At 65.4% G+C, this 16333-nt stretch carries 13 protein-coding genes; 1 reads left to right on the plus strand and 12 read right to left on the minus strand.

All coding sequences use genetic code 11. The features are described 5' to 3' along the window. Window positions 1-23: 23 nt before the first annotated feature. From RHOOR87_RS0106845 to RHOOR87_RS0106900, 12 genes are all read right to left on the minus strand, one after another. The gene (locus RHOOR87_RS0106845; protein WP_027484592.1) at window positions 24-1226 is read right to left on the minus strand and encodes a Wadjet anti-phage system protein JetD domain-containing protein; all 1203 of its coding nucleotides are present in this window, start codon (window positions 1224-1226) and stop codon (window positions 24-26) included. Then, complete coding sequence (locus RHOOR87_RS0106850) at window positions 1223-4633, minus strand: ATP-binding protein (RefSeq protein ID WP_027484593.1); 3411 nt, start codon at window positions 4631-4633, stop codon at window positions 1223-1225. Before RHOOR87_RS0106850 ends, RHOOR87_RS0106845 begins: the two co-directional genes overlap by 4 nt. Next, window positions 4630-5286 (minus strand): DUF4194 domain-containing protein, encoded by a 657-nt coding sequence (locus tag RHOOR87_RS0106855; RefSeq protein WP_007509628.1) that lies wholly within the window; start codon window positions 5284-5286, stop codon window positions 4630-4632. The genes RHOOR87_RS0106850 and RHOOR87_RS0106855 overlap by 4 nt, the downstream gene beginning before the upstream one ends. Window positions 5287-5305: 19 nt before the next feature. Next, on the minus strand, window positions 5306-6760 hold the full coding sequence (locus RHOOR87_RS0106860) for a DUF3375 domain-containing protein (RefSeq protein WP_027484594.1): 1455 nt from the start codon (window positions 6758-6760) through the stop codon (window positions 5306-5308). Window positions 6761-6818: 58 nt separating this feature from the next. Then, complete coding sequence (locus RHOOR87_RS0106865; RefSeq protein WP_027484595.1) at window positions 6819-7238, minus strand: type II toxin-antitoxin system VapC family toxin; 420 nt, start codon at window positions 7236-7238, stop codon at window positions 6819-6821. After that, entirely contained in the window at window positions 7235-7474 is a 240-nt protein-coding gene (locus RHOOR87_RS0106870) for a hypothetical protein (RefSeq protein WP_007509634.1), read from the minus strand. Before RHOOR87_RS0106870 ends, RHOOR87_RS0106865 begins: the two co-directional genes overlap by 4 nt. Window positions 7475-7854: 380 nt before the next feature. After that, window positions 7855-9090, minus strand: a complete 1236-nt coding sequence (locus RHOOR87_RS0106875; RefSeq protein WP_007509636.1) for a dicarboxylate/amino acid:cation symporter — start codon at window positions 9088-9090, stop codon at window positions 7855-7857. Beyond that, entirely contained in the window at window positions 9087-9866 is a 780-nt protein-coding gene (locus tag RHOOR87_RS0106880) for a L,D-transpeptidase family protein (protein ID WP_043795410.1), read from the minus strand. The genes RHOOR87_RS0106875 and RHOOR87_RS0106880 overlap by 4 nt, the downstream gene beginning before the upstream one ends. 144 nt (window positions 9867-10010) lie before the next feature. Further along, window positions 10011-10868, minus strand: coding sequence for a MurR/RpiR family transcriptional regulator (locus RHOOR87_RS0106885; protein WP_007509640.1), 858 nt, complete (start codon window positions 10866-10868; stop codon window positions 10011-10013). Continuing rightward, window positions 10868-11965 carry a dipeptide epimerase gene (locus RHOOR87_RS0106890; protein WP_027484597.1) on the minus strand — a complete coding sequence of 366 codons (1098 nt, stop codon included), beginning with the start codon at window positions 11963-11965 and terminating at the stop codon, window positions 10868-10870. The genes RHOOR87_RS0106885 and RHOOR87_RS0106890 overlap by 1 nt, the downstream gene beginning before the upstream one ends. A gap of 51 nt (window positions 11966-12016) precedes the next feature. After that, a complete protein-coding gene (locus RHOOR87_RS0106895; protein ID WP_027484598.1) occupies window positions 12017-13420 on the minus strand; it encodes an SH3 domain-containing protein in 1404 nt (467 codons plus the stop codon). 26 nt (window positions 13421-13446) lie between these two features. Beyond that, window positions 13447-14604, minus strand: coding sequence for a DUF819 family protein (locus tag RHOOR87_RS0106900; RefSeq protein WP_027484599.1), 1158 nt, complete (start codon window positions 14602-14604; stop codon window positions 13447-13449). Window positions 14605-14764: 160 nt separating this feature from the next. On the opposite strand from RHOOR87_RS0106900, the gene RHOOR87_RS0106905 reads away from it, so the two are divergent. Further along, window positions 14765-16291 carry a transglutaminase domain-containing protein gene (locus RHOOR87_RS0106905; RefSeq protein ID WP_027484600.1) on the plus strand — a complete coding sequence of 509 codons (1527 nt, stop codon included), beginning with the start codon at window positions 14765-14767 and terminating at the stop codon, window positions 16289-16291. The last annotated feature ends 42 nt before the right edge of the window (window positions 16292-16333 follow it).

The following is a 16333-nucleotide window of genomic DNA, read 5'->3' on the forward strand; positions in this document are numbered from 1 at the left end:
AAATCGGGTAACGCATCCGCTCATCAGCGTTCGACTTCGCGGCTTGGCATACCGGGGAGGCCCAAAATGGCCTCGGTCAGCCAGTGAAATCCTATCCGTTCCTGCTCGAGGCGCAGGCTTTCCCGGATGCGGTTGTCGCGCAGATCATCGAACAGCGCACGCTCGTCGGGGCTGAGTCGGGGCAGATCGTGGAGCACTTGCGCGTGCTCCTCGCCCCAGTGCACCTCGTGCGCATCCAATGTAGTGCGATCCATCAGCAGCGACGAGACATGATCGAAACGGCTGCGTAACTGATCGAGTATGGCAAAGCCGTGAGTGTCGATGTCGCCCCAATAATGGATGGCGCACCGCTTCAGCCAAGCAGCCCCGGCGAGGGCATCCCAGCCATAGCCGGCACCGAAGATCACGATCGCGCCACGAGTCGCCGGGAACGCGAGGAAGTTGGTTTCGTTCTCGGTGATGAATACACGCTGGATCGGCAACGCCAGGCTGGCAAAACTGCCGGCATCCAGGGTGATGTCCGGCCGCGCGGCGCAGGGAAACCATCGAACCTGCTCGTCCAGAACACGCATGCGGACGCGGGCCGGTTTGTCCGCAAACCCATAGCGAGCTGCAAACGCGCTGGCGCCCGTCCGGTCCAAGGCCACGGCCTGCGCAGGAAGCATCAGGTCGAACAGCTCCGACAGTACGGTGCGATGAGCCTCGATGAATTTGCTGTGGACACCGGCAACGTCGACCTGGCGCAGATAAATGCCGGGACGCGGATGCTCGACCAACCATTGCACCACGGCGATCAGATGCGGCCACGAGTCGGCCAGCTCGATGGCCTGCAAGGGACGTCTGGCCAACCAGGGCAGCAGCAGGGGTGCCGCGGCATGCGTCATCGCCACCACGCGTGAAAGACCCGCGGCGTCACGCCGCCTGCCCAGCAGGGCCAAGGCGTCATCCATGGTGTCGACCCAGACTTGGTCCGGCAAACGTTGCGCACCCTGGACACGGTGACGGACTTCGCGCCATTCGATACGGACATGGGGCGTGGCCGCCAGTTCGACGGCCCACGCGCGCACAACCTCGAAACGGTCGGCCAGGTCGGACGACGCAGGCCCTTTCAGCACAAGCCGCAGCGGGAACCCGGGCTCCGCGGTGACCAGCAGGCGCGGCAGCACGCCCCGGTCCCACAGGCGCGCAAGTTGGGCCTTCAGATCACCCGGTGTGGTCCAGATCATTCAGCGTCGCGCTCCGTCTCCAGTGGGGCTGTCGCCATGGCATGCACAACCTTCTGCGCGCGGTATTCCTCGATGGTCAGGTTGCGCAGTTTCGATGAACTGCCCGCTTCGTTGTGGACGAAGCCGACATGGGCCACAAAGGGCTCGATGATATGGATCTTCTGCAACGGCGTGACGATCAGTAGTTGCAGGTTGAGCTGTTGAAAGAGCCGGAGGCCATAGTGCGCCGACTCGTCGGAACCACGCCCGAAAGCCTCGTCGATCACCACGAAGCGGAAGGATCGAGAGCGCACCGCGCCCCACTCCAGGCCGAACTGGTACGCCAGACTGGCGGCCAGGATCGTATACGCCAACTTCTCCTTCTGGCCACCCGATTTGCCACCCGAGTCCGAGTAGTGGTCGAACTCGGTGTCGTCCTCGCGCCAGCGCTCGCTGGCGGCAAACAGGAACCAGTTGCGCACGTCGGTGACCTTGGATGTCCAGCGCCGATCCTGTTCGGACAGACCCTCGCGACCGCGAAAGCGGTCAATGATGGTCTTGACCTGCACGAACTTCGCTTCGGAATACTGGGCATCGTCCGAGCCGATCACCGCTCCCTCGGTACATGCGCGTAAATCCGTCTGGAAATCGCGAATCTCCGCATCGGGGCTGAGCTGGGATTCCAGCACGATATAGCGGCCGGGGTTGTAGTCGATCTGGGTGAGCGAGTCGTTGATGCGCGCGATACGTTCCTTGATGGTTTCGCGCTCGCGAGCCAGCTGGGCGTTGAAGTTGGCGATCTCGTTGATCGTGTTCTCGTTCAGCAGCTTCTTGAAGCTGGCAACGAAGCGCGGCAGGTCATCAGCCTTCAGTTTGTCCAGCATCGTGCGGTATTCGCCACATGCTTCCACGGCGACGTCGACTTCCTGGGTATCAAGCGGGAAGGCGGTGCAGTAGACACGCATGGCGTCGATGATTTTATCGCGCAGACGTTCGAGCTTCTTGTTCTCGGCGTCAAGGCTGTTCTGCAGCCAATTGCGCATATCGCTTTCGCGGTTGGCACACGTTTCGACCGTCAGCTGATGATCGCCGAGCGCGCCCTCGCGCATAGCTTCGAGCCGTGCAAAATGGACCGCATGGGCGGCCGCGTCCGATTCGTTCAGCACCGTCTGCGCCTGTTCGCGCAGGATCTGCGCGTCGGTCTTCTTCTGATCGGTTCTGGAACGCCTGTCCTTGCGATCCTCCAGCTCCTTTTCGACGACCTGCAAGGCAGCTGTCAATGCATTCAATTGATCGGTCAACTGTCGGAGCACGTCGGAGCCCGATTCCAGTGATTGCTTCTCTTGCATGAGACGCGCCACCTCCAGCGCCGTCGATTGCCAGTCGATCTCCTGAAAGTCGACGAACAGGTCGAGCTTGGACAGTGTGGCGAGGCGCTTCTTGAGCGCATCCTGCTCCGTCTGAAGTCCCGCGATTTGCGCACCCACGTCGGCCAGGCTGGATTCCAGCACCCTGGCCTTGGTCTCCAGCGCGGCGATCTTGGCGGCATTGGTCCAACCGAGCACGTAATGGCTGCGGTCATCCAGCCGGTGGCGGTCGTCCTTCTCGTGGCGCTCGCCCGGTGCCTTGATCTGGCCGGCGCGGGTGATGGCGCGCGTCTCGCGGCGAAACTGTTCCTGGGTGAGGCAGCAGGCCACGTCGAATCGATGGGCCACCTCACGATCCAGCCAGTCGTAGAAAGGCGAATCGGACTTGACCGCCAGCTTGCGCGCCAACGAATCGGTGTGCAGGCCAGGCAACGCACCGCGCGCGGCCTGCCGTATGCGGAAATAGACCAGACGCCCCTTCAGGTGCGTGCGATCGACCCAATCGGCGACCTGGATGTAGTGCTCGTTCGGTACCAACAGCGACAGGCCGAAGCTGCGCAGCAGCCGTTCGGCGGCACCCTCCCAGTCGCGCTCGTCATCACGTACCTGCAGCAACTCGCCGGCAAACGGCATGTCCTCTTCGGCCAGTTCGAGGGCGTGACACAAGGCGGAACGCATCGCCACTTGTTGCTCGGGAATATTGCTGCGCCGAGCCTTCAGGCTATTGATCTCGGTTCGCAGCGCCGCATGTTCTTCCCGACCCTGGCGCAGGCTGACGGCATGTTCGGTAAGCTCGTTCTGCAACGTCGCCTCGCGCTCCCGAGACCGCTCATCGAGCGCAGCGAACCGCTTGCGCAAGGTCAGGAAATCCTGCTCGACATCAGGCAGTGTTTCGCCGACGTCAAGCACCAGCGCTTCGTATTGCGTGGATTTGCCCCGCTTGGTCGCTTGCTCGGCTTCCTTGCGACGAATGTCATTGGCCAGACGCGCGATACGCTCGCCACCGTTGTCGGCAATGCTGCGCTCAAGTTCTCGTTGCTCGCCGCGCTGGCCACTGCAATGCGCTTCCAGCCGCCTTACCTGGGCATCCTGCCGCTCCCACTCGCTCGTCAGACCGGTGATGCGCTTGTCCAGCAGCCCGAGCTTGATCCCGGCGAAATACGGCCGCAGCGCTTCGCGGCAGGCCCGCAGCGCCGTCACCTCAACCACCATCGTGGCATGCCGCTCGCCATCGGCCACCAGTGGCGTGAGCAGTTCAACCTGGTGCTGTGCCTTGAGCACCGCCTGGTGCGCGCGGTTCAAGTTGTCAAAGTGCGTGATCAATGCCTGGATGCGGGAAGCCACCTCGAACGGCTCAAGCATGTGGCTGCGCACGAAGTCGGTCAGGTTGCCGACCGACTTCATCGACACGGTCTGGTGGAACAGTTCGAGCGCCTGATCGCTTTCGATGCCGAAACGGCGGCGGAACCACGCGCCGTATTTCGGAAAGCCATCTTCGATTTCGGCACCCGCTTTGCGCAGCTTTCTGCGCAACTGGGTCATATCCGAGCCGAACTGGGCGAAGTGTTCGGCGATCGACAACTCCCGCTCGGCACCCACGAAGAAACGCGCCGGTTGCCCTTGTGCCTCTTTCATCCAGAAAACTTGGGCCAGCGTCACCGTCTGGTCGTAACCGGCATTGTGGAAGACACCGAGGATGACCGAGTAACTGTCGTTGCCGCGCAGGCTTACCGGCTTGGCGGTGCCGGTGGTCTCATGACGTTCGGATTTGTAGTGCCCGAGCACGTAGGAGCGCAGTGTGCGTTCCTTGCTGTCGGCACCGGCGGCCTTGTTGTAGGCAATCCGCTGCGCCGGCACCAGCAAGGTCGTGATCGCGTCGACCAGGGTGGACTTGCCCGAGCCGATGTCACCGGTAAGCAAACCATTGCGTCGATCGAGCTGCAACGTCCACACCCGCTTGTCGAAGGTGCCCCAGTTCAGCACTTCGAGCCGTTTCAGACGAAAGCCCGACAAGGTGTCATCGCCCACGAAATTCAGGCTGGGGGAAAGCGGCTCGTTCATTTCGCGTCGTCCATGGCCGTCGTGCCAGACAATTGCGCCTGGTAGGCGGCGAGTCGCGCGTCGAACTCGGCCAGCCACTGCGCATCGACATACGCCTTGAGGATGCGGCGCACCTCCCACACCGGGCCACTGGCGGGCTTCAGACGCCGCAGAAAGCCCAGCTCGACCACCTTGGTGATCTGCGCATCGATCTGGTCGACCAGCCGGGCTTCGTTGCTGCTGTCGGGCAGGAACACGCGCACCAACTCGACGATCTCCTCGCGTGTCAGCACCAGCCGCGTGTTGCCGCCGCCGGCGTCGAATTCCGCCAGCTTCTTGCGCAGCAACGCCAGCAGCAAACTGACCGGGAACGACAACGGGCGACGCACCACCAGACGGGGTAGCTGAGGGCTGGCATCATCGTCCGCCGGTGCCGGGCGACTCTTGAGAAAGGCGTAGCCCTCGGCCTCATCCAGCACCAGATCCAGCCCCAACACGCCCACGTAGTCGCGCACTCGCACCTGCAGATTCAGCAGGCTACCCCAGAGCCGCTCATCTCCCTCGCGATAAACGACACCCTTCAACAGGGTGATCGCCAGCGTCGAAAGATCGAACTGGATCGTGGTCGCGACGGAATCGGCATGATCCGTGGCCAGGCATTGCTCGTCGCCCATGCTTACCTCACGAACATTCTCATCTCACAAACAGGATGCGCGGCAGCCGGGCCTGCCGACGCAACGCCGAACCATCGCGCGTGACCGCCTGCCAGGCAATCGGCTCGATGACGCTCTCGTCCACCACGGTCTTGAACGCTTCGCTGCCCAACTGCAGGTAGGCCACCAATTCGGCCAGACCTTGCTGCAATGCCTGTCCTTCGATCAACTCGCGCAGCGTGATCTGCCCACGCGCTTGCAGCGTTTGACGAATGTGGCGCACCAGGCGCGCCTTGTCGATGACGATCTGCTCGTACAACGCCGAAGGATCCACGTCATCATCGTCCTCCTGCAACGCGATGTCCGCGATCACTGACTTGAACGCCGGCGCATGCAACGGACGTTCCATCGCCAGGTCAATCGAGGCCGCGGGCTCGGCGATGGCCATGACTTCACCTGGCGGTGGCGCCTGTCGCAAGGCCAACGCCTTGCTCTCGATACCGTGCAGAATATCCATGATCCGGCGGTTCTCCAGCCAGGCCTGATCATCGAGAAAGCGCCGCAACTGCTGTGACAGCAGCGCCACCGTGCGTTGCGTGTGTTCGCCCGCCTCCAGCCAGTCGTAATGCACCCGTCGGGTGCGGGCATCAGGTCTGAGATCGGCCACCGGCGAAAGGGACAGCACTCGTTCCAGCAGCTCGGTCAGTTCCTCCTGTCGACGGCTGGACATCAGGAAATCCCAGAAAGCACGAAAGCTGCGCCCCTGATCCGAATCGCCAATGGCGTCACGCTCGCCCATGATTTCTTGGAGCAGCGCCCCTTTCGAACCTTCCCACAGGGCAATCCGCTCGCGCACCCTGCGGTCCAATTGGCGGAAATTGGACTCCACTTCGCGGAAATCCGTCAGCAGCTCGCGGGCGAGCTGCATGAACTGCTGGAAGCGGTCCTTCACTGCCGCATCGTCGAGCAGAGGCACATTGCCGGCGATCACCTGCGCGATCTCGGCATCGATCTCGTCGCGCTTCCTGTGCAATTCGGCGATGCGCTTGGCCGGATCGGACTCGGTGCCTTCGCTCATCTGCTTGAGCAACTCGAACAGCGTGAGGAGCCGCGATTCCGTGCCCACGAAACTGCGCTCGGCGAGTTGGCCCAGCCAGGCAATGGCCTTCTCGGTGCCTGGCGTCAGATCGAACTGCGGCTCGTCGGTACCCGGTTGATAGAACTTGCGCAGCCAGCTCTTGTCCGAAGCGGCCCAATCGTTGAGATAGTCTCGCGCCGGCTTGGGAAAGCTGCCATCGCCAAGCTGCTGACGCAGGGCATACAGCTCATCCTCCAGCGCCTCGGCAAGATCGGCCGCCGCCATCACCCGTACATTGGACGCCACAAACGTCCTGTGCAGAAAACTCGCCACCAGCGCCGCGTGGTCAGAGCGCAGCAGCGTCCATGCGGGATGGCGGGTCCGCAGTGCGTCGAGCGTGGCGAAGTCCAGGGTCATGCTGCTCAGTCCATCGCACCGTGTGCGCCTTTTCGAGACCGCCCATTCGCGCTCACCATCACGCCGCCCATGGATTGATGACGGCTATACCGCAATCCACGAAATTCTTGACGTTGCGTGTGGCGAGACCCGCCCCCCGGGATCGGGCGATCGCCGCGATCATCGCATCGAATTGGCTGATGGGTTTACCCGCGGCTCTGCGGTTGGCGGCGATCTCGGCATAAGCGTCCGCCGCATCGCTGTCAAAACTCAGTACCTGTCCCGCCAGGTCGGCATCGAAGATGGATAGAACCGCGCTCAGCAGGCTCGTTTTGCGCTGGCTATCCGCAAGCAGGTGCAAGCCGTAGAACAATTCCCCTCGTGTAACCGTGGTGGTGAACAGCGCTGGCCGGGGCTGGGCTCCGAGCCAGGTCAATACACGCTCGTCAGGCGCCGGCCGAAGGGTTTCGGAAAGGACATTGGTGTCCAGGATGATCACACGCCGAACTCCGGCGGTTCGCGCAAGGGGCCGCGCTCTGGCAACGTCAACTCGATACCTTTCAAGGGCGCGATGCGCGCACGGATCGCCTCGACCAGGGTGGTCGCGCGTACCGGCTGGACAGACAGTGCCGCACGCAGAATATCGCGCGCCTCTTCTTCCATCGAACGCCCATGCATGGCCGCCTTCATGCGCAATCGGGCCTTCAGCTGATCATCGATGTTGCGGATGGTCATGGTCGTAGTCATTAAAATGTACTCGGATTAAGCATTGACTGCATTCTATGCATTGCTTGCAATTGCGGCAAGCCCTTGGCGTCCTCGAGGGCCGAGGGCGGGGTAAAACCCGGGTAGAAATCGAAAGATTGACGTTTTTGCGCCGCAGACGACTACAAACAAAGAGGTGGCACGCATCGCCGTGGACAACCCAGACATCGACCTGCAGCGCGCGCAACGACAGGCCCACCAGACAGGCACAGGTTTCGCCCTGGCAAGGCTGGCGTGGATGCCGTCGCCGCCTTGTATGGCGATCCAGCAGAAACCTGGAGCGTATGGTGCAAAGTCGGCGACAAAGGAGCGCAAGCCGTACCACCCTACGCAACGGAAGAGCCGGCAATTCAGGCCGTATCGCGCCGCGACTGCCGCGTCACCACGCTGGTGGCGGTGAGGTCGCCGGTGACGTTGCCCAGCGTGGCCAGCGCGTCGGGGAGGGTGTCGACCGCCAGCATCAGGCCCAGCGGGCTGAGCGGCAGGCCCATCGCCTGCGCCACCGGCAGGTTGGTGGCGATGAAGGTGACCTGGCCCGGCAGGCCGACCGAACCCAGGCTGATCACCACCGCGAGCAGCGCGCCGGCAAGCAGCTGCGCGGTGGACAGGTCGATGCCGTAGGCCCAGGCGATGAACACCGCCGAGGTCACATATTGCACCGGGCTGGTCAGGCGGAACAGGCTCACCGCCATCGGCAGCACCAGCGCGGCGACCTGCTGCGGATAGCCGAGCCGACGGTCGGCGCTTTCCAACATCGCCGGCAGCGAGGCCAGCGAGGACTGCGTGCTGACCGCCACCACTTGCGCCGGCACCAGCGCCAGCGCGAACCGGCGCAGCTTCTCGCCGCCGAACACCACCGCCAGCGGCAGCAGCATCACGGTGACCGCCAGGTACAGCAGGCACTCGACCAGCACGTATACGCCGAGCGCGCTGAGCATCCCTAAGCCCGAGCGAGCGCACACGGAAAGGATCAGCGCGAACACGCCCAGCGGCGCGATCCACAGCACCCAGCGCACGATCACGATCATCGTATCGCTGATCGCCTGGAAGAATTCCATCAGCAGCGCGCGCCGCGCCGGCGCGATCCGGGTCAGCGCGAAACCGAGGAACAGCGCGAACACCACCAGCGGCAGCATCGCGCTCTGCGCCGCGGCCATGACCGCGTTGTTCGGCACGATCGCCACCAGCGTGTCGATCCAGTTCGGCGCCGCCTGCGCGGCCGCGGGCACGCTGGCGTGGTCGAGCGCGGTGATCAGCGCCGGATTGTGCGGGAACAGCGCGAACACCAGCGGCGCGGCCAGCGCGGCGAACAGCGCGCCGCCGGTCAGTACCACGATGAACACCACGATCGCGCGTCGCGCGATGCGGCCCGAGGCGGCCGCGTCGGTGGCGGTATTGACGCCCACCACCACCAGCGCCAGCACCAGCGGCACCACCGTCATCTGCAGCGCGTTCAACCACAGCTTGCCGATCGGCTGCGCCACGTTCGCCACCTGCAACGCCACGGTTTCGTCCCAGCCGGCCAGCAGCAGGCCGATCAGCGCGCCGGCGGCCAGCCCGGTCAGCACCCGACTGGTGGCACTCACTGCGCAGGCTCCGCGGTGACCAGCGCCGGCAGCCGCCACGACGCGCGCAGGCGTTCGTACTCGGCCTGCGGCAGCAGCACGAACACCGAGTGGTCCTGCGGCTTCAGCCAGGCCAGCAGCCGCTGCATCAGCGCCGGCGTCATCGCGGTGCAGCCGGCGGTGGCGTCGCTGGGCGACTTCCACAGGTGGGCGAAGATGCAGCTGCCGCCCTGCGGCGCCGCCTGCACGTTGTGCTCGATCACGAAGCCGAGCCGGTAGCGCTGGTCGCCGTTCGCATGCAGGTCACGCCGCATCGGCTCGCTGGAACCCTTCACCGCCTCCACGCCGACCACGTTCGCGTCGACGATGCGGTTGTACTGCGTCGTGCCGCTGACATCCATGCACCAGTCGCTGGCGCTGAGCGCGCGGTAGGGCAACGCAGTGGCCGTGTGCGCGGCGTAGCCGAACGCCTCGCCGATGCGGAACACGCCGGCCGGGCTGCGGTTGTCGCCCTCGTGCTTCACCGGGCCGCCGGTCTGCGGCGCGTTCAGGCCCAGGCCCCAGCCGGCGCCGTTCTTGCCGATGGTCACCGGTGCGGGCGCGACGACTTCCCGCCAGGCATCGCCGTGGCGCTCGAAGGCGCGCAGCTCGCCGTGATCAACATTCCAGCCGGCGGTGGTGACCACGATCATCTGGCGGGCGTCCTGCCAGGGCGCGTCCGCGGCGGCGGCATGCGCAGCGCCGGCAAGCGTGGCGGCAAACGCCAGCAGGGCAAGGGTGCGACGGTGAACAGTCATCAGCTTTTCATCCGGCAATTCTTCATCACGCAACATGAGCCCGCTTGCGGGTGGTGCTTCTGCGAATCCCGAATCCCGAATCCCGGCTCAAAAGTATCGCCCGCAAGCGGGCTCCTACAATTCCCGATTCCCCATTCCCGGCCCTCACGGCTCCAGCATCAGCTGGATGCGGTCGAGGTTGGCCAGCAGCTGCGCGTGGCGATCGTCGTGGCCCTCGCACAGCTGCACGAATACGCCGTCGAGCAGGTGCTGCAGCGCCGACTGGTACAGCAGCGGCTGGACGTACGGCAGCTCGTCGTGCGCCGACACCACCAGGGCGAGGTCGGCCAGTGCGCGCAGCGGGTTGGCGGTGTGTCGCGTCACCGTGATCACCTGGCCGCGGCGCTCGCGGAAGTAGCGGGCGATCTTGCACAGCGCCGGATGGTTGCCGTGCTCGGAGAACACCAGCAGCACGTCGCCGGCGCTGGCCGCGGAGACGTTCGCGGTCATCCGCGCGGTGTCGAAGTTGTGCACGGTGAGGATGCCCAGCAGCGACAGCTTCAGCGCGAAGCCGCGCGCGTGGATGTCGTCCTCGCCCAGCCCGATGATGAACACCTTGCCGGCACGGCCGGCCTGCTCGATCGCGTCGGCCACCGCATGCAGGGTCTGCGGCGGGTTGATCAGCCGGGTCGCCTCCTCGGCTTCGGACTTGCGCCGCCACAAGTTGCCGGCGGAGGCACCACCGCCCTCGCCGCCGCTCGCCGCCGCGACCTGCGGCGTGTCGCCGTTGTCGGCGCGGGCGATCGCCTCGCCGACCGAATACTTCAGGTCCGGGTAACCCTTGAAGCCCAGCTTCTGGGTGAACTTGACCACGCTGGACTGGCTGATCCCCAGCGCGTTGGCCAGTTGCTGCGAGGAGTAGTCGCGCAGGAGTTGCGCGTTTTCGAGGATGAAGTCGGCGATGCGCCGCTCCACTGCCGACATCTGGTCGCGTTCCGAACGGATTTTGACCAGCGGCGACATCAGGCTTCGATCCTCTCCAGTCCGCGGATCTCGCGGATGCCCAGTCCGGGGGCGTCCGTCACCGAGATTTCCGACTCGTTGAAGATTACCCCACCGTCGACCGGATTGAACTGGCACAGCGAGGGGCCGTCCAGATCGACCTTGGTGATCACGTTCGACTTGGCCACCGCCACGTGCACCGCCGCCGCCACGCTGATGCTGGTTTCCAGCATGCAGCCGATCATGCACTCGATGCCGTGCATCGCGGCAATGTCGGCGATGCGCACCGCGTTGGAGATGCCGCCGGTCTTCATCAGCTTGATGTTGATGATGTCGGCCGCGCGCAGGCGGATCAGCTCGATCACCTCCATCGGGCCGAACACGCTCTCGTCGGCCATCACCGGCGTGTGCACGCGCTCGGTGACGTAGCGCATGCCGGCCAGGTCGCGCGCCTTCACCGGCTGCTCGATCAGCTCCAGCTTGATGCCGGCCTCCTCCAGCGTCTGCAGCGCGTACACCGCCTGCTTGGCGGTCCAGCCCTGGTTCGCGTCCAGCCGCAGCAGCGCGCGCCCTTCCACCGCGGCGTAGATCGCCTTGACCCGCTCGATGTCGACGCCGATGTCCTTGCCCACCTTGATCTTCAGCGACTCGAAGCCGCGCTCCACCGCGGAAACCGAGTCGGCCACCATCTTGTCGATGTAGTCGACGCTGATGGTGATGTCGGTGGTGATCACCGGGTCGCCGCCGCCCAAGAGCTTGTACAGCGGCGCGCCGTAGAGCTGGCCCCACAGGTCGTACACCGCGATCTCCACCGCCGCCTTGGCGCTGGTGTTCTTCTCCATCGAAGACTGGATCAGCTGGGTGAGGTGGTTGAGGTTGGCGATGTCCTGGCCGATCAGCCGCGGGGAGATGTAGTGGCGGATCGCGTCGATGATCGAGCCGTGGGTGTCGCCGGTGATCACTGCGGTGGCCGGCGCCTCGCCGTAGCCGACCTGGCCCGTGTCGGTATGCACCATCACCACGATGTCCTCCACCGTGTTGACCGTGCGCAGCGCCGTCTTGAACGGGGTCTTCAGCGGCACCCGCAGCATGCCGAAATGGATGTCGGTGATTTTCATGGGCAAGCCTTCATGGAATCTGTGTCCTTTTTCTTCTTGGTGCAGGCGCGCTCAGTGGCGGATGCGCACGATGCTGGTCATGCGGTCGACAAAGGTCTGCTGGTCGTTGAACAGCATCGGCAGCAGCGGCGTCACCGACACCGCGTTGAGCTTGACGTGCGCCTTGCTGCCGTCCGCCTTGCGGTAACTCATGCCGCCCACGTCGTGGATCACGTAGGGCTGGCCGTGCAGCTGGCCGATCACCATCATCACGTGGCCGGGGATGTAGACCAGGTCGCCCACCTGCAACGCATGCGCCGCCTTGAGGCGTTCTTCGCGGCTGTCCTTCGCGGTGAACGCGCGGCGTTCCAGCGCCGGGCTGATCGCCTGCTTGCTGGTGTTGCGCGGCATCTCGACGCCCATGCTGCGGTACACGTCGGAAACGAAGCCGCTGCAGTCGCGGCCGTCGTAGGCGTGGCCCCAACCGTAGCGCTCGCCGAGGAACTTGAACGCCTGGCGGATCAGGTTGGCACGGGTCAGTGGCAGGTAGTCGGCGGCGGTATCGGTGTTCTTCTGCAGCAGCGCCGGGCTGAAGCCGAGCGTGCCGTCGGCCTTGCGCAGCGGCAGCTCGAGCACGTGCGCGGCGTACGGCGTCTGGCCGTTGACCGGCTGGTCCGGCGCCAGGCCGGTCGCCAGCGGCACGCGCGTGCCCATGTCCAGCGGCAGCTGCGATACCGCCGGCTGCTCGCGGGTGAACACGGTGCGCTCTACCGCGCCGGTGATCACCCGGTACGGCGCCTTGTCGGCGTAGCCGAACACTTCGGCCGCGCTGCCTTCGGCCACGTTCTCCTTCTCGGTCCAGGCGGCGTAACGCGGGCTGACCACGAACAGCCACTGGTCGTCGGCGCTGGCGTGCACGATCGCCACCGGCGTGCCGGGAAACTCGGCGCTTTCCTGGAAGCGGTCGATGTCGGTGTCGCCCTTTGTGCTGAACACGCGCAGCGTGGTGGGGAACGTGCGCAGCGCGGCGCGGCGCACCACCAGGCCGTAGCGCGTCGGCTGCTGCGCGGGAATCGCATCGAGCGCGAGGTTGCCGACCGCGGCATCCAGCGTGGCGGCCGGCACCGGCCGGCCGTCGACGTCGAACAGCGGACGGTCCGGCCGCTCGGACAGCGCCTCGATCCAGCCGGCAACCTGCTCGCGGCCCAGGGTTTTCGGCAACGCGCGCAGGTCGTGCATCGACGGATCGAGCTGCAGCAACTTCGCGTTCTGCGCCTCGATCGCGGCGCGGTCGAGGATCACCCGATCGGGCTCGGCCTGCAGGCCGATCCAGAATGCGGGCGTGAGCTGCGCCTCGCCGACGCCGAGCACGCCGGACGGCGGCACGGTCAACGCAGCGTTCGCCTCGCGCGCCTGCGACGGTGCGCCGGCGAAGGCGAGCGCAAGCACGGTGGCAGCAAGCAGGGAAAATCGCATCGTCTTGGTCCTATGTTGAAACCGCATCACCCGCCCGCCAGCGTGGACAGGATCGTCGCCACCAGCAGGCCGAAACCGGTGCCCAGGATGTAGCCGAGCAGGGCCAGCAGGATACCGACCGGTACCAGCGCGGCCGAATAGCTGGCCGCCAGGATCGGCGTGGCGGCCACGCCGCCAATATGCGCCAGCGAAGAGATCCCGCACAGGTACAGGTCGAAGCGGAACAGCTTGGCGCAGCCGATCAGCAGCACCGCGTGGATCGCGATGATGGTGACGCCGCACAGCAGGTACAGCGGCGCCGCCGCGATGCCCTGGAAGTTGCTCTGCGAGGCCAGCACCGCCACCACGCTGATCAGCATCGCGCTGGAGATCGTGCTGGCGCCAGGGAATTCCGCCAATGGTGTGTGCGCCACCACCAGGCCGAAGCCGGTGGCCAGCAGGATGGCCCAGGTGGTCGCGCTGATCATGCCGGACACCGGCAGCCAGTTGGCCAGCCAGCCCGACAGCGCCGCCACCGCCAGCGCCATGCCCAGCCACAGCAGCACGCTGTCGTAGGTGGTCGGCGCCTTCGCCTTCACCGGCGCCAGCGGAGTGTCGCCGCTGGATTTTGCCCGGGTCCAGCGGTTGAACGCCGGCGCCAGCCGCGCCACCGAGAACAGCACCACCACCCACATCGAGTAGCCCAGCGCATCGGTCAGCAGCGACATCGCCAGGTACGTGTCTGACATGCCGATCGCCTGCTTCACCGCGATCATGTTCGCGGTGCCGCCGACCCAGCTGCCGGAGAGCGCGGCCAGCGGCTGCCAGTCGTTGCCGGGCAGCCAGTGGCGATAGATCAGATAGGTGCCGATGAAGGCCACGAACAGGCTCAGCGAGGTGCAGGCGAACACGCCGAGTACGCGCGGGCCGAGCCGCCAGATCGCGCGCAGGTCGCAGTTGATCATCAGCAGGAACAGCAGGGCCGGCACCATGTGCGACACCAGCATCGACTGCGCCGCCTTGATCTCCGCGTTGACCTGCCACAGCCCGGAAACCGCCAGCGCAGTGACCAGCAGATAGGTCAGCACGATCGGCGGCAGCACCGAAAACAGCTTCCAGCCGAAGCGGCGTTCCATCGCCGGAAACAAACCGGCGATCAGCAACATCAGCGCCAGGTAGGGCCAGACCGTGTGGATCACATGCATCCCCTCGTGGATCGTTCGCGGGCATTCGCAGGCTGGCTGGTTTCCACCATCAAGGAATAGCTGATTCTTATCGGCTTCGATTGAAGCATAAATTATTGACCGGCATTTGCAAGCGTGTTACACAGCGGTTTCAGGGGATTCGTTGCGGGGACGTTTGTCGATGGATACGTTGCTACCTGTCGCACCCAAAGTACGCTGCCATGCACGTGGCTGGCGCGTCGCCGTGTCCCTGCTCGCCCTGCTGCTGGTCGCCCCGTCTGCCTTCGCCGGCACCGGCCCCGGCGGCAAGGCCGTCACCCCCATCATCGCCCAGATCGACGCCGGCCACTTCAAGGCGGCCGACGCGGCGATCGCCGGCGCCCTGGCGCAGCCCGGCCTGTCCGCCGACACGCGCCACGCACTCGCGTTCCAGCGCGAACGTATGCGCCGCATCCTGCTCGACTTCACCCTCGGCGCCGACGAGGTCAAGGCGCGCGTGCGCCAGCAGATCCCCGACCTCAGCGACGCCGAATTCGCCAAGTGGAACGCGGCCGGCCTGTTCGAGCACCAGCTGATCGACGGCCGCACGCTGTACTTCAAGCGCTCACCCGGCAACCTGTTCCGGCTCAGCCCCGAAGCGGTGGCGCGGCGCGCCGTGCAGACGCCGATCGGCGACGGTCCGATGGAAGCGCTGAACGAGCACCAGCGCGCGATCTACCAGACCGCGCTGGCCGGACACAAGAGCAGCGTGCTGCCGCGGCGCCTGCGCATGACGCAGACGCTGACCGTCGACGCCGACGCCGTGCCCGCCGGCGAGACCGTGCGCGCGTGGATTCCGTACCCGCAGGCGGTGCCGGGCCAGCAGGAAGACATCCGCTACGTGGCCAGCGTGCCGGCCACGCACCAGATCGCACCCGCGTCGGCGCCGCAACGCACGGTGTACCTGGAGAAGCCGGCCGTGGCCGGACAGAAGACGGTGTTCTCGGTCACCTACGAGCTGACCCTGTTCGCGCAATACCACGCGATCGACCCGGCCAGGGTCACGGCGGAGAAGATCACGCCGGAACTGGCCCCGTTCGTGGCCGAGCGCGCACCGCATATCGTGTTCACCGACGCGATGCGCGCGTTCTCGCGCAAGGTCGTGGGCGAGGAGAAGAACCCGTACCGCATCGCGCAGAAACTGTTCGCCGCGGTCGACCAGATCCCCTGGGCCGGCGCGCGCGAGTACTCCACCATCAGCAACATCAGCGACTACGCGCTGCACGCCGGCCACGCCGACTGCGGCCAGCAGACCCTGCTGCTGATGACCCTGCTGCGCCTGAACGGCATCCCCGCGCGCTGGCAGTCCGGCATGGTGTATTCGGACGACGGCAGCCGCTACAGCAACATCCACGACTGGGGCTACCTGTACCTGCCGCCGTACGGCTGGGTGCCGATGGACGTCACCACCGGCCGGCTGCACCCGGCGGCGGGCGACGACAAGGCGCTGGAGTGGTTCTACCTGGGCGGCCTCGACAACTGGCGCATCGCCTTCAACGACGACTACGGCCGCCGCTTCCAGCCGTCCAAGCGGCAGTTCCGCTCCGACGACGTGGACTCGCAACGCGGCGAGGCCGAATGGCGCGGCGGCAACCTCTATTTCGATCAACTGGATTACGGCTTCGACTGGCAGGTCCTGCCAGCGGCGCAGGGACGCAGCGGCAACTAACCGGCAGCTTTTCATAAACATGGCATCGACGGCGTCGATGGG

The sequence above is a fragment of the Rhodanobacter sp. OR87 genome (assembly GCF_000473345.1).
Taxonomy (GTDB): Bacteria; Pseudomonadota; Gammaproteobacteria; order Xanthomonadales; family Rhodanobacteraceae; genus Rhodanobacter; species Rhodanobacter denitrificans.